The organism is Pseudomonas sp. ATCC 13867, from assembly GCF_000349845.1.
Taxonomy (GTDB): domain Bacteria; phylum Pseudomonadota; class Gammaproteobacteria; order Pseudomonadales; family Pseudomonadaceae; genus Pseudomonas.
This window is the reverse complement of the sequence record NC_020829.1, coordinates 3,448,433-3,462,284: the sequence shown is the minus strand read 5'-3', so window position 1 is coordinate 3,462,284 and position 13,852 is coordinate 3,448,433. Positions and strand designations below refer to the sequence as shown.

8 protein-coding genes are annotated in these 13,852 nt (G+C 65.0%); 5 read left to right on the top strand and 3 right to left on the bottom strand.

Annotated features, from left to right (window positions below; genetic code table 11):
• Nucleotides 1–102: 102 nt before the first annotated feature.
• The 3 genes from xdhB to H681_RS15325 all read right to left on the bottom strand — a co-directional run bounded on the left by xdhB (nt 103) and on the right by H681_RS15325 (nt 5,438).
• Nucleotides 103–2,493: a xanthine dehydrogenase molybdopterin binding subunit gene (xdhB, locus tag H681_RS15335; protein ID WP_015477790.1), complete on the bottom strand. Its 2,391-nt coding sequence runs from the start codon at nt 2,491–2,493 to the stop codon at nt 103–105.
• On the bottom strand, nt 2,486–3,949 hold the full coding sequence (gene xdhA, locus H681_RS15330) for a xanthine dehydrogenase small subunit (protein WP_015477789.1): 1,464 nt from the start codon (nt 3,947–3,949) through the stop codon (nt 2,486–2,488). The genes xdhB and xdhA overlap by 8 nt, the downstream gene beginning before the upstream one ends.
• A gap of 355 nt (nt 3,950–4,304) precedes the next feature.
• Nucleotides 4,305–5,438, bottom strand: a complete 1,134-nt coding sequence (locus H681_RS15325) for an alkane 1-monooxygenase (RefSeq protein WP_015477788.1) — start codon at nt 5,436–5,438, stop codon at nt 4,305–4,307.
• A gap of 183 nt (nt 5,439–5,621) precedes the next feature.
• Between H681_RS15325 and H681_RS15320 the strand changes: the two genes are divergently transcribed.
• The 5 genes from H681_RS15320 to H681_RS15300 all read left to right on the top strand — a co-directional run bounded on the left by H681_RS15320 (nt 5,622) and on the right by H681_RS15300 (nt 13,827).
• A complete protein-coding gene (locus H681_RS15320) occupies nt 5,622–6,281 on the top strand; it encodes a GntR family transcriptional regulator (RefSeq protein WP_015477787.1) in 660 nt (219 codons plus the stop codon).
• 17 nt (nt 6,282–6,298) lie between these two features.
• Nucleotides 6,299–9,787, top strand: coding sequence for a chromosome segregation protein SMC (smc, locus tag H681_RS15315; RefSeq protein ID WP_015477786.1), 3,489 nt, complete (start codon nt 6,299–6,301; stop codon nt 9,785–9,787).
• A gap of 297 nt (nt 9,788–10,084) precedes the next feature.
• Nucleotides 10,085–10,972: a cell division protein ZipA gene (gene zipA / locus H681_RS15310; RefSeq protein WP_015477785.1), complete on the top strand. Its 888-nt coding sequence runs from the start codon at nt 10,085–10,087 to the stop codon at nt 10,970–10,972.
• A 129-nt stretch (nt 10,973–11,101) separates the two neighbouring features.
• Nucleotides 11,102–13,495 (top strand): NAD-dependent DNA ligase LigA, encoded by a 2,394-nt coding sequence (gene ligA / locus H681_RS15305; protein ID WP_015477784.1) that lies wholly within the window; start codon nt 11,102–11,104, stop codon nt 13,493–13,495.
• A gap of 53 nt (nt 13,496–13,548) precedes the next feature.
• Nucleotides 13,549–13,827 (top strand): HU family DNA-binding protein, encoded by a 279-nt coding sequence (locus H681_RS15300; protein ID WP_015477783.1) that lies wholly within the window; start codon nt 13,549–13,551, stop codon nt 13,825–13,827.
• Nucleotides 13,828–13,852 lie beyond the last annotated feature (25 nt).

Genomic DNA, 13,852 nt, shown 5'->3' with positions numbered 1-13,852 from the left:
CCCCCTCGCTCCTACAGGTTCTTGAAAGGATGGGGCGCCGCTGACCCGGGGGAGGACGGGATTGGGGACGTCTTCCCGTGCCAGCGGCACCCCATGGTCACATCACGCCGGCTCGACCTGAGCCGGTGCCTTCTCCGCCTGGGCCAGCTTCAGCTTGCGCATCTGCTCCACGCCCCAGAGTACGCGCTCAGGGGTGGCCGGGGCGTCGATCTGCGGCTGGGCGCGATAGTCGGCCAGGCTGGCCACGGCGTCCTTGATCGCGCAGAACACCGAGATGCCCAGCATGAACGGCGGTTCGCCGACGGCCTTGGAATGGAACACCGTCTGCTCCGGGTTCTTGCGGTTCTCCACCAGCTTCACCCGCAGGTCGATGGGCATGTCGGCGATGGCCGGGATCTTGTAGCTCGCCGGGCCGCTGGTCATCAGCTTGCCCTTGGCGTTCCAGACCAGCTCTTCCATGGTCAGCCAACCCATGCCCTGGACGAAGCCGCCTTCCACCTGGCCGATGTCGATGGCCGGGTTCAGCGAGGCGCCGACGTCATGCAGGATGTCGCTGCGCAGCATCTTGTACTCGCCGGTGAGGGTGTCGACTATCACTTCCGAGCAGGACACGCCGTAGGCGAAGTAGTAGAACGGCCGGCCGCGCGCCTGGCTGCGGTCGTAGTAGATCTTCGGCGTGCGGTAGAAGCCGGTGGAGGACAGCGACACCTGGCTGAAGTAGGCCTGTTGCACCAGTTCCTCGAAGGGCAGGATGAGGTCGCGCACACGCACCTGGTTGTTGCGGAACTCGATGTCTTCCTCGGTCACCTTCCAGTGTTTGGCGGCGAATTCCACCAGGCGCTGCTTGAGGGTCTCGGCGGCGTTCTGCGCGGCCTTGCCGTTCAGGTCTGCGCCAGACGAAGCGGCGGTCGGCGAGGTGTTGGGCACCTTGTCGGTGTTGGTCGCGGTGATCTGCACGCGGTCGATATCGACCTGGAAGACCTCGGCCACCACCTGGGCGACCTTGGTGTTCAGGCCCTGGCCCATCTCGGTGCCGCCGTGGTTCAGGTGGATGCTGCCGTCGGTGTAGATGTGGATCAGCGCGCCGGCCTGGTTGAGGAAGGTGGCGGTGAAGCTGATGCCGAATTTCACCGGGGTCAGCGACAGGCCTTTCTTCAGCACCGGACTGCTGGCGTTGAACTCGCGGATTTCGGCGCGGCGCTTGGCGTACTCGGCGCTGGCTTCCAGCTCCTCGGTCATCTCCTGCAGCAGGTTGTGTTCCACCTGCTGGTAGTAGTGGGTGACGTTGCGCTCGTCCTTGCCGTAGTAGTTGCGCTTGCGCACTTCCAGCGGGTCCTTGCCGAGGTGGCGGGCGACCGCGTCCATGATTTCCTCGATGGCGACCATCCCCTGCGGGCCGCCGAAGCCGCGGTAGGCGGTGTTCGACGCGGTGTTGGTCTTGCAGCGGTGACCGTTCACCGTGGCGTTGCCGAGGAAGTAGGCGTTGTCGGAGTGGAACATCGCGCGGTCGACGATGGAGCCGGAGAGGTCCGGCGAGTAGCCGCAGTTGCCGGCCAGCTCGATGTTGATGCCGTGCAGCAGGCCGTCATCCTCGAAGCCCACGTCGTACTCGACGTAGAAGGGGTGGCGCTTGCCGGTCATCTGCATGTCTTCGACGCGCGGCAGGCGCATCTTCGCCGGGCGACCGGTGAGGCGCGCGATCACCGCGCACAGGCACGCCGGTGCGGCCGCCTGGGTTTCCTTGCCGCCGAAGCCGCCACCCATGCGGCGCATGTCGATGACCACCTTGTTGAAGGAGATGCCCAGCACTTCGGCGACCAGCTTCTGCACTTCGGTGGGGTTCTGCGTGGAGGTGTAGACGATCACGCCGCCGTCTTCGGTGGGCATCACCGAGGAAATCTGCGTCTCCAGGTAGAAGTGTTCCTGGCCACCGATGTGCAAGGTGCCCTGGATGCGGTTCGGCGCGGTGGCCAGCATGGCCTGCGAGTCGCCGATCTTGTGCTGGTGGCTGTCGAGCACGAAGTGCTTCTTGCGCAGCGCCTCGACCACGTCGAGCACCGGCTCCAGGTCTTCGTACTCGATGATCGCGGCCATGGCCGCCTTGCGCGCGGTTTCCAGGCTGTCGGCGGCGACGGCAATGACCATCTGGCCGACGTATTCGACCTTGCCGTCCGCCAGCAGCGGGTCACCGGCGACCACCGGGCCGATGTCCAACTGGCCGGGCACGTCGTCCTTGGTGATGGCGATGGCGACGCCGGGGAACTGGTAGCAGGGGCTCAGGTCCAGCTTGGTGATGCGCGCATGGGCGCGGTCGCTCATGCGGGCATAGACGTGCAGCTGGTTGGGGAATTCCAGGCGATCGTCGATGTACTGCGCCTCGCCGCTGACGTGCTTGGGCGCGCTCTCGTGCTTGACGCTGCGGCCCACGCCGGTGGTGAGGTCGGCGCGGAACAGTTCGGCGAGTTCTTCCTGGCTCTTCTGGGGCTTATGCATAGTGGGTCACCCGGGTTACGGCCTGAGGGGCTTCCAGTTCCAGGAAGCACTTGCGCAGCAGGTTCTGTGCGGTGAGCAGGCGGTATTCCTTGCTCGCACGGAAGTCGGTGAGCGGGGCGAAGTCCTCGCTCAGAGCCTGCGCGGCACGTTCGAAGGTGGCGCTGTTGAAGGTCTGGCCCAGCAGCGCGGCCTCGCAGGCCTTGGCGCGTTTCGGGATGGCGGCCATGCCGCCGAAGCCAGTGCGCACGGCGGTGATCCTGCCGTCTGCCACGGTGATCTGGATCGCGGCGCAGACGGCGGAGATGTCGTCGTCCAGGCGCTTGGAAACCTTGTAGGCGCGGAACGCCTGGTTGGCCTGCGGACGCGGGATGATCACCTGCTCGATGAACTCGCCTTCCTGGCGCGCGGTGACCTTGTAGTCGATGAAGTATTCATCGATGGGCAGTTCGCGGCGCTCGGAACCCTTGCGCAGCACCAGGCGTGCGCCGAGGGCGATCAGCAGCGGCGGCGAGTCGCCGATGGGCGAGGCGTTGCCGATGTTGCCGCCCAGGGTGCCCTGGTTGCGGATCTGCAGGGAGGCGAAGCGGTGCAGCAGCTCGCCGAAGTCCGGGTAGTCGCGGGCCAGGGTTTCGTAGCAATCGGTCAGCGGGGTGGCGGCGCCGATCTCGATGCGGTCGTCGAAGACTTCGACGCGCTTCATTTCCTCGACGTGGCCGACGTAGATCATCACCGGCAGTTCGCGGTGGAACTGGGTGACTTCCAGGGCCAGGTCGGTACCGCCGGCCAGCAGGCGCGCCTGCGGGTTGGCGGTGTAGATGTCGGCCAGGTCGGCGATGGTCAGCGGCAGCAGGCAGCGCTTGTCGCCGCTGTTGAGCTCTGCGGTTTCGCGCGGGGCGATGGCTTTCAGCTGGGCGATGGTCTCGGCTTCGGCGGCGTCGAACTGGTCCGGCTGCTTCTGGCAGCAGGACTGCTCGGCGGCATCCAGGATCGGACGGTAGCCGGTGCAGCGGCAGAGGTTGCCGGCCAGTGCTTCATGGGCTTCGGCCTTGCGTTCCTCGACGCTTTCGCCGGAGCTGTTCTTCTGCAGGGCAAACAGCGACATGACGAAACCCGGGGTGCAGAAGCCGCATTGCGAGCCGTGGCAATCGACCATCGCCTGTTGCACGCCGTGCAGTTCGCCACGGTGCTTCAAGTCATCGACGCTGATCAGCTGCTTGCCGTGCAACGAGGATACGAAGGTGAGACAGGAGTTGAGGGTGCGGTAGCGAATGCGCTCGGCGCCATCTTCGCCCACCAGCTCGCCGACCACGACGGTGCAGGCGCCGCAGTCACCGGAGGCGCAGCCCTCCTTGGTGCCGGTCTTGCCCAGGGTCTGGCGCAGGTAGTTGAGCACGGTGAGATTGGGGTCGAGGCGGTCTTCGACGCGCAGCTCGCGGTTGAGCAGGAACCTGATCAAGGCTTGCCTCCAGGCTGGTTCTTGTTTTTGGTAGGGCACTGGAGGGTGAATCTATGAAAAGCTGACTTTTGAGTCAATAAAAATTCTGTCCAAATGGTCAGAAATTTTTTCGCAGGCGATAAATGGTGCTTTTTGTAGGAGCGAGCTTGCTCGCGAACAGCCGGAATTGCCGGCGAGCGCGGTGCTGGTCGGGCATGCCAATGCGCTCCCTCTGCCTTTGCGAGAGAGTAGGGGGAGGTGATTCCAGGTAGAAGAGCTTCGCGAGCAAGCTCGCTCCTACCAAAAGCCAAAGCCAATAGCAAAAAAGGCGGCAAGCCGGGGTAAGGGCTTGCCGCCAAGGCGTGGAACGCGCGGATCAGGCTTGTTGGGTGGCGCTCAGCTGGTACTCCTCGCCGGCGTAGTAGGCGCGTACCCGCGGGTCCATCACCGCGCGCCAGAGCGGCGGGAACAGCGCGAGGACGATCATCCCGGCATAACCATTGGGCAACTGCGGACTCTCGTCGAAGTGGCGCAGCACCTGATAGCGGCGCTTGGCATTGGCGTGGTGGTCGGAATGCCGCTGCAGGTGGAAGAGGAACAGGTTGGTCAGCAGGAAGTTGCTGTTCCAGGAGTGCTCGTGGGTGGTCCGCTCGTAGCGTCCGGACTCCAGGCGACGACGGTGCAGGCCGTAGTGCTCGACGTAGTTGACGATCTCCAGCAGGGTGAAGGCCATCACCGACTGGCCGATGAAGTACAGCGCGCCGATCCAGCCGAAGGCGACGCTGAAGCCGACCAGGAACAGCGCGCTGATCGCGTACCACCAGATCAGTTCGTTGCGCCAGTGCAGCGCCGGCAGGCCCTTGCGCTTCAAGCGCTCACTCTCCAGTCTCCAGGCGTTGAGGAAGTTGTGCCTGTAGGCGTGGGGCAGGAAGGCATAGAGGCTCTGGCCGTAGCGCGACGACGAGGCGTCTTCCGGTGTGGAGACGTTGACGTGGTGCCCGCGCACATGCTCGACCTTGAAGCCGGCGTAGCACACCGCCGCCAGCAGCAGGCCACCGGCGTTCTGCTCCAGTTGCGGGTCCTTGTGGATCAGTTCATGGGACACGGTGATGCCGATGGCCCCCATCACCGTGCCGACGGAGAGAATCCAGCCCAGTTGGCCGATCCAGTTCCACGCGTCATAAGTGGCCAGCACCCAGCCGCCGTAGACCAGCATGCCCAGCAGCAGCGGTACGGTGGCCAGGCTCAGCAGGCGGTAGTAGCCCTCGCGCTCCAGCCGCGGGACGTCCTCCGCCTCATCGGGGTTGGCCGGGTCGCGGCCGACCACGAAATCCAGCAGCGGGATCACTCCGAAGACCACGGTGATTACCAGCCAGGGCCAGGCGTTGGGATACTCGCTGCCGTAGGACCACCAATAACTGACGGGAATGCCGAAGACCGGCACCAGCCAGATCCAGTAACCGGCTTTCTTCAGGCGCAGCGTCCAGGCGGGGGAAAGGAGGGCGAACATGGGCGACTCCCGGCATGTCTTTGTGTAGGATTGTCCGACAATCCTGCGCCTGTTCTGCCCGTCGGGCGCACCAACCTTTGTTCTGTCGCCCACCCGTCAGAGGAGATGGCGCGGTAACACCCTGTGTTACACTTCGCGCCCGCGTCACCCCCTCGAAAAGCGCCCAGATTCTTAAGGACAACCATGACGTTCAAGGCCCCGGACAGCCTGGCTGAGCAGATCGCGCACCACCTTGCCGAACGCATCATCCGGGGCGAACTCAAGGAACGCGAGCGCATCCAGGAACAGAAGGTCACCCAGACCCTCAACGTCAGCCGCGGCTCGGTGCGCGAGGCGCTGCTGATCCTCGAGCGCCGCCATCTGGTGGTGATCCTGCCGCGCCGGGGGGCGCAGGTGTCCGAGCTCTCCGCCAGCCATGTGGAAAGCCTCTACTCGCTGGTCACCGAGCTCTACATCATGCTCGCCAGCAGCGTGGCCCGGCGCTGGCGCGAAGAGGGCGACCTGCAACCCTTCCTGGCCATCCAGCAGCGCCTGCTGGACAACCTCGAGCGCGGCGATATCAATGCCTTCGTCGAATCCAGCTTCGACATCATGCGCGTCGCCTTCCCGTTCGCCGCCAACCCCTACCTGCAGGAAACCGTGGAAAACCTCCTGCCGGCCATCAGCCGCACCTATCATCTGGCCCTGGAACGCCGCAAAGGCGAAATGAGCCAGTTCATCGGCAGCTTCGAGCAATTGCTCCGCGCCGTGGTCGGACGTGACGAGGCGGCGATCCGCGAGGTGCTGCTCGACTACAGTCGGCGCAACAGCCAACTGGTCCTGGCCGCGCTGGCTGAACGATAAGAGATAGGGGGGGGCGCATGCGGCTCAAGTGCATCAAGCTGGCGGGCTTCAAGTCCTTCGTCGATCCGACGACGGTCAGTTTCCCGAGCAACATGGCGGCCGTGGTCGGCCCCAACGGATGCGGCAAGTCCAACATCATCGACGCCGTTCGCTGGGTAATGGGCGAGAGTTCGGCGAAGAACCTCCGTGGCGAGTCGATGACCGACGTCATCTTCAACGGCTCCAACACGCGCAAGCCGGTAACCCAGGCGTCCATCGAACTGGTGTTCGACAACTCCGACCAGACCCTGCTGGGCGAGTACGCCAGCTACACCGAGATTTCCATTCGCCGCCGCGTCACCCGCGACGGCCAGAACACCTACTTCCTCAACGGCACCAAATGCCGGCGCCGCGACATCACCGACATCTTCCTCGGCACCGGCCTGGGCCCGCGCAGCTACTCGATCATCGAGCAGGGCATGATCTCCAAGCTGATCGAGGCCAAGCCGGAGGACCTGCGCAACTTCATCGAGGAAGCCGCCGGCATCTCCAAGTACAAGGAGCGCCGCCGCGAGACCGAGAACCGCATCCGTCGCACCCAGGAAAACCTCGCGCGCCTGACCGACCTGCGCGAAGAACTGGAGCGTCAGCTGGAACGCCTGCACCGCCAAGCCCAGTCGGCGGAGAAATACCAGGAGTTCAAGGCCGAGGAGCGCACCCTCAAGGCCCAGCTCGGCGCCCTGCGCTGGCGCGACCTGAACGAGCAGGTCGGGCAGAAGGAAAAGGTGATCGGCGACCAGGAAGTGGCCTTCGAGGCGCTGGTCGCCGAGCAGCGCAGCGCCGACGCCAGCATCGAGCGCCTGCGCGACGGCCACCACGAGCTGTCGGAAACCTTCAACCAGGTGCAGGGTCGCTTCTATTCCGTGGGCGGCGACATCGCCCGCGTAGAGCAGAGCATCCAGCACGGCCAGCAGCGCCTGCGCCAGTTGCAGGACGACCTGCGCGAGGCCCAGAAGTCCCGCCAGGAGACCGAATCCCACCTTGGTCACGACCGTACCCTGCTGGCCACACTGTCCGAGGAACTGGAGCGTCTGGCCCCGGAGCAGGAAATCAGCGCCGCCGCCGCCGAGGAAGCCACCGTTGGCCTGGAAGAATCCGAGCTGCGCATGCAGGACTGGCAGCAGCGCTGGGATGCCTTCAACCAGCAGAGCGCCGAGCCGCGCCGTGAGGCGGAGGTGCAGCAGTCGCGCATCCAGCACCTGGAGCAGAGCCTGGAGCGCCAGGGTGAACGCCAGCGCCGCCTGAACGACGAGCGCGTGCAACTGGCCGCCGACCCGGAAGACGCCGCGATCCTCGAGTTGAGCGAGCAGGTCGCCGCTATCGAGTTGCTGCTGGACGAGTCACAGATTGAAGAGCAGGAACTGGCCGAACGCCTGGAGCGTGTGCGCCAGTCCTTGCAGGAAAGTTCCGCCGCGCAGCACCAGGCGCAAGGCGAGTTGCAGCGCCTGAATGGCCGCATCGCCTCGCTGGAAGCCTTGCAGCAGGCGGCGCTCGATCCGGGCGACGGCACTGCGCAATGGCTGCGCGATCAGGGGTTGGAGCAGCGTCCGCGCCTCGCCGAAGGGCTGCGCGTGCAGCCGGGCTGGGAGCTGGCGGTGGAAACGGTGCTCGGCGCCGACCTGCACGGCGTACTGCTGGATGATGTGAAGGGGCTGCCGTTCGATGCGCTGGAGAAGGGCGAGCTGCGCCTGCTCGACCTGGCCGCCGGCGCCGCGTCCCGTCCCGGCAGTCTGCTGGACAAGGTCGAGACCACTGTCGACCTGAACTACTGGCTGGGCCGCGTGCGCCCGGTGGAAACCCTCGACCAGGCGCTGGCGCAACGCGCTTCGCTGGGCGACGGCGAAAGCCTGATCAGCCGCGAAGGCTACTGGGTCGGGCGGAATTTCCTCCGCGTGCGCCGTGGCGAGTCTGCCGATGGCGGTGTGCTGGCGCGTGGCCAGGAGCTGGAGCGTCTGTATGTCGAGCGCGAAACGCTGGAGCAGCGCCTCGCCGAAATCGATGAACAACTGATGCGCCTGCGCGATGAGCAGCGCCAGGCCGAAGAGGGTCGCGACCAGGTGCGCCGTCGTCTGCAGGACGAAGGCCGTCGCCAGGGCGAGCTGAAGGCGCAGCTGTCCGCGCAGCAGGCCAAGGTCGAGCAGTTGACCCTGCGCCGCCGACGACTGGACGAAGAACTGGCGGAACTGGCCGAGCAGCACGCCATCGAACAGGAACAGCTGGGCGAAGCGCGCCTGAGTTTGCAGGAAGCACTGGATGCGATGGCGGTGGACACCGAGCACCGCGAGTCGCTGCTGGCCGAGCGCGACGGCATGCGCGAGAAGCTCGACCGTATTCGCCAGGAATCCCGCCAGCACAAGGATCATGCTCATCAACTGGCCGTGCGTGTCGGCTCGCTGCGCGCCCAGTACGAATCCACCCGCCAGGCGCTGGAGCGCCTGGACAGCCAGGCGGTGCGTCTGGTCGAGCGCTGCGAGCAGCTCAACCTCAACCTGGAGGAGGGTGCCGCGCCGCTGGAAGAGCTGCGCATGCGCCTGGAGGAGTTGCTCGACCGGCGCATGGCGGTGGAGGACGAACTCAAGCACGCGCGTCTGGCCCTGGAAGACGCCGACCGCCAGTTGCGCGATGCCGAGAAGCGCCGCACCCAGGCCGAACAGCAGTCGCAACTGCTGCGCGGCCAGCTGGAGCAGCAGCGCATGGAGTGGCAGGCCCTGAGCGTGCGGCGCAAGTCGCTGCAGGAGCAGCTCCACGAGGACGGCTACGACCTGCACGGCGTGCTCGGCACGCTGCCGCACGATGCCGCCGAGAAGGTCTGGGAAACCCGCCTGGAAGAACTGGCCGCGCGCATCGGGCGCCTGGGCCCGATCAACCTGGCGGCCATCGAGGAATACCAGCAGCAATCCGAGCGTAAACGCTACCTGGACGACCAGAACGACGACCTGGTGGAAGCGCTGGATACCCTGGAAAACGTGATCCGCAAGATCGACAAGGAAACCCGCAACCGCTTCAAGGAAACCTTCGACCAGATCAATGCTGGCCTTCAGGCATTGTTCCCCAAGGTTTTCGGCGGCGGTCACGCTTATCTGGAACTTACCGGCGAGGATCTACTCGATACCGGAGTGGCGATCATGGCGCGCCCGCCGGGCAAGAAGAACAGCACCATCCATCTGCTGTCCGGCGGCGAGAAGGCCCTGACCGCCCTGGCGCTGGTATTCGCGATCTTCCAGCTGAACCCGGCACCGTTCTGCATGCTCGACGAAGTCGATGCGCCGCTGGACGATGCCAACGTCGGCCGCTATGCGCGGTTGGTGAAGGAAATGTCGGAGAAAGTGCAATTCATCTATATCACCCACAACAAGATCGCGATGGAGATGGCCGATCAATTGATGGGGGTGACGATGCACGAACCGGGATGTTCGCGACTGGTGGCCGTGGATGTCGAGGCGGCGGTGGCGCTGGCCGAAGCCTGATGTGGATACAACTTGCAAGGCGCTATCGGAATACTACGCTACGCTTGTAAGGCGTTGATTATATTGAGGTAGCCATCGCGCCAAGGATGAACTCGCGATAGGCTATGAAAAGTTGCAAAGACCAGGGCGGAGTGTCGCTACAAGCAGTGTAAAGTTGTGTGCGAGCGTGTTAGCTTAATGCCCACTTTTGTATCGCGTGGAAAACATCAGTCAGAACATGAAGTTGGCTCCACGTTTTCAAGGGATAGGATGTCCTTTTCTTCATCATCATTTTTTGTTCAGGGGCTACGGGATTAGATGGATATCGGTCTGCGCGAATGGCTGATCGTCATTGGGCTTATCGTGATCGCCGGCATTCTGTTCGACGGCTGGCGTCGTATGCGGGGTGGCAAGGGCAAGTTGCGCTTCAAACTGGATCGCCACTTCGCCAACCAGCCTGACGATGGGGATGATAGCAACCCCGAACTGCTCGGGCCGTCCCGCGTGGTCGAGCACCGCGAGCCGGCGCTCGACGAGGAAGACCTGCCCAAGGTCAGCGCCAGGGAGTCGCGCGGCAAGCGCCGCGGCGAGCCGCGCCAGGGCGACCTGAACCTGGACGATCCGGCGCCGAACCTGCTCGGCCCGCTGGACGAGGAGGATTTCCCCAACCCGCTGGACGAAGCGCCGCAGGAGAAGGAAAAGCCCAGGAAGGAGCGCAAGAAGGACAAGGAGCGCGCCGCCGCACCGGCTGCTGCCTCCGCGCCTCTCGCCCCGGTCGAGGAAGTGCTGATCATCAACGTCATCAGCCGCGACGAGAACGGCTTCAAGGGCCCGGCGCTGCTGCAGAACATCCTCGAAAGCGGCCTGCGCTACGGCGAGATGGATATCTTCCACCGTCACGAGAGCATGGCCGGCAACGGTGAAGTGCTGTTCTCGATGGCCAACGCGGTCAAGCCGGGTACCTTCGATCTGGACAACATCGACCAGTTCAGCACCCGCGCGGTGAGTTTCTTCCTCGGCCTGCCGGGCCCGCGCCATCCCAAGCAGGCGTTCGACGTGATGATCGCCGCCGCCCGCAAGCTGGCCCAGGAACTCAACGGCGAGCTGAAGGACGAGCAGCGCAGCGTGATGACCGCTCAGACCATCGAGCACTACCGCCAGCGGATCATCGACTTCGAGCGGCGCGCGCTGACCCAGAAGCGCTGATCCTGATACGAAAACCGCAGCGATAAGCAACAGGCCCCAAGCTGCAAGCCCTAGCGCTTGGCTTGGGGCTTTGCTTTTCTTTAGGGCTCCTGTCCTGCCGCTTACAGCTTGCAGCTTGAGGCTTCCCCAATGACCGATTCCCAGACCGCTGCCGAACGCATCGCCCAGTTGCGCAGCGAGCTCGACGACCACAACTACCGTTACTACGTGCTCGACGAACCGAGCGTGCCGGACGCCGAATACGACCGCCTGTTCCGCGAGCTGAAAGAACTGGAAGCCGAGCATCCCGAGCTGATCACCGCGGAGTCGCCGACCCAGCGCGTTGGCGGTGCGGCCGCCTCGGCCTTCGGTGAGGTGCGCCACGAAGTGCCGATGCTCAGCCTGGGCAACGCCTTCGAGGAGCAGGACCTGAGCGACTTCGACCGCCGCGTGCGCGAAGGCCTGGCCGACCAGTTGCCGTCCTCCGACCTGTTCGGCGGCGGCGTCGACGTGGAATACAGCTGCGAGCCCAAGCTCGACGGCCTGGCGGTCAGCCTGCTGTACGAGAATGGCCTGCTTACCCGTGGCGCCACCCGTGGCGATGGCACCACCGGCGAAGACATCAGCACCAACGTGCGCACCATCCGCAATGTGCCGCTGCGCCTGAAGGGCGACGGCTGGCCGGCAGTGCTGGAAGTGCGCGGCGAGGTGTTCATGTCCAGGGCTGGCTTCGACGCGCTCAACGCGCGGCAGATGGAAGCCGGCGGCAAGACCTTCGCCAACCCGCGCAATGCCGCCGCCGGCAGCCTGCGCCAGCTGGATTCGAAGATCACCGCCAGCCGTCCGCTGGAATTCTGCTGCTACGGCTTCGGCCGGGTCGAGGGCGGTGTGCTGCCGGATACCCAGGTTGGTATCCTCGAAGCACTCAAGGGCTGGGGGATCCCGATCAGCCGCGAGCTGAAGCTGGCCAAGGGCGTCGAGGGCTGCCGCGCCTATTACGAAGACATCGGCAGCCGCCGCGACAGCCTCGCCTACGAGATCGACGGCGTGGTGTTCAAGGTCAACCGCATCGACTTCCAGCGCGAACTGGGCTTCCGCGCCCGCGAGCCGCGCTGGGCCATTGCCCACAAGTTCCCGGCCCGCGAGGAGCTGACCGAACTGCTTGACGTGGAGTTCCAGGTCGGTCGCACCGGCGCGGTGACGCCCGTGGCGCGCCTGAAACCGGTGCAGGTGGCTGGCGTGACCGTATCCAACGCCACCCTGCACAACATGGACGAGGTCGCCCGCCTGGGCCTGATGATCGGCGACACCGTGATCATCCGCCGCGCCGGCGACGTGATCCCGCAGGTGATGCAGGTGGTGACCGAGCGCCGCCCGGCGGACGCCCGCCCGGTGGAAATCCCCACCCAGTGCCCGGTGTGTGGCTCGCAGGTCGAGCGCACCCAACTGGTCAAGCGCAGCAAGGGCAAGGAATCGGTCAGCGAGGGCGCCATCTACCGCTGCGTCGGCCGGCTGTTCTGCCAGGCGCAGCTCAAGCAGGCGATCATCCACTTCGTCTCGCGCCGCGCGATGGACATCGACGGCCTCGGCGACAAGATCGTCGAGCAACTGGTGGACAAGGGCCTGGTGAAGTCCCCGGCCGACCTCTACACCCTGACATTCGAGCAGGTCATCGAGCTGGAAGGCTTCGCCGAAGTTTCCACGCGCAACCTGCTCGCCGCTATTGCCGACAGCTGCAAGCCCACCCTGGCGCGCTTCGTCTTCGCCCTGGGCATTCCGGACGTGGGCGAGGAGACCGCCAAGCTGCTGGCGCGCTCCCTGGGCTCGCTGGCGCGCATCCAGAAGGCGTTGCCGGAAGTGCTCACCTATCTGCCGGACGTCGGCGGCGAGGTGGCCTACGAGATCCATAACTTCTTCGATGACGAGCACAACCGCAGCGTCATCGCCGAGCTGCTCGACCCCGAGCATGGCGTGCAGTTGCAGGACGAGGGCGAGGTCTCCGCCGAGTTCGCTGCCGTTGCCACGCTGGCGGGCTTCATCGACAAGCTGAATATCCCCTTCATTGCCGCCACCGGCGCCGAGAAGCTGGCTGACCGGACCGGCAGCCTCGACGCGCTCGTCACCCTCAGCCAGGACTGGCTGGACCTCAGCACCCTCAAGGGGGTGAACGAGAAGGCCAGGCAGTCGGTGCGCGAGTATTTCGCCAACGCTGTGCGTGTGGAGCGTGCCAAGGCTGTCGAAGCGCAGCTGGTAGAGTTCGGCATGCACTGGCGCAGCGAGCGCAAGGTGGTCGAAGGTCTGCCACTGGCCGGCCAGACCTGGGTGCTCACCGGCACGCTGGAGGCCATGAGTCGCGACGTCGCCAAGGAAAAGCTCGAAAGCCTGGGCGCCAAGGTAGCCGGTTCGGTCTCGGCCAAGACCCATTGCGTCGTTGCCGGACCGGGAGCGGGTTCGAAGTTGGTCAAGGCCCAGGAACTTGGCGTCGCCGTGATGGACGAAGAGCAACTGATCAGGCTGCTGGCCGATCACGGTATCGGCGCCTGACACGCCTTTCAACCGATCGAAGAATCAAGATCAACCTATCAAGGAGTCATTCCATGCCCATGACCAAGGACCAACTGGTTCGCGATATCGCCGAATCCCTCGACCTGACCCAGGCCGCCGTGCGCGGCGTGTTCGAGCAGTTGGCGCAGATCGCCCAGGACGCCCTGGAAAATGACGGCGAGCTGACCCTGCCGGGTATCGGCAAGCTCAAGGTCAGCGAGCGCGCTGCCCGTACCGGCCGCAACCCGCAGACCGGCAAGACCATCCAGATCGCCGCGAAGAAGTCGGTGCGCCTGGTGCCCGCCAAGGCCCTGGTCGACAGCCTGAACTGATCGGCAGGCCCGTTCCGCACAACGG